Annotated in this window: 1 protein-coding gene; it reads right to left on the reverse strand. The window is 57.3% G+C overall.

Annotated features, from left to right (window positions below; genetic code table 11):
- The coding region (locus tag ACPYOM_RS22655) for a DUF4404 family protein (RefSeq protein ID WP_481347689.1) at nt 1-204 on the reverse strand (204 nt) is incomplete at its 3' end.
- Between the last annotated feature and the right edge of the window lie 63 nt (nt 205-267).

Genomic DNA, 267 nt, shown 5'->3' on the forward strand with positions numbered 1-267 from the left:
GTGTTCCACTTCGAAGCGTTCCACCGCCAGGTTCACACCGTCTGCGATGCTGGTTTCCTGTGTGACGCTTTCCAGTTCGATTTCCGATTCGATCTGCGCCATCAGCGCATGCAGATCTTCACGCTCGGCTTCGGTTAGCGGCGGATTCTGCTCCAGTTGCTCGCGCAGGGTGTCGAGTTGTTTTTGCAGTTCTTGGGCGGGCATGGTGGGGTTCCTTTTATCAAGAGGCACTGGCATTGACCGCAGCCGCGCGCCAAAGGTCTATGG

This window comes from Monashia sp. HAY1-2A (assembly GCF_056755315.1).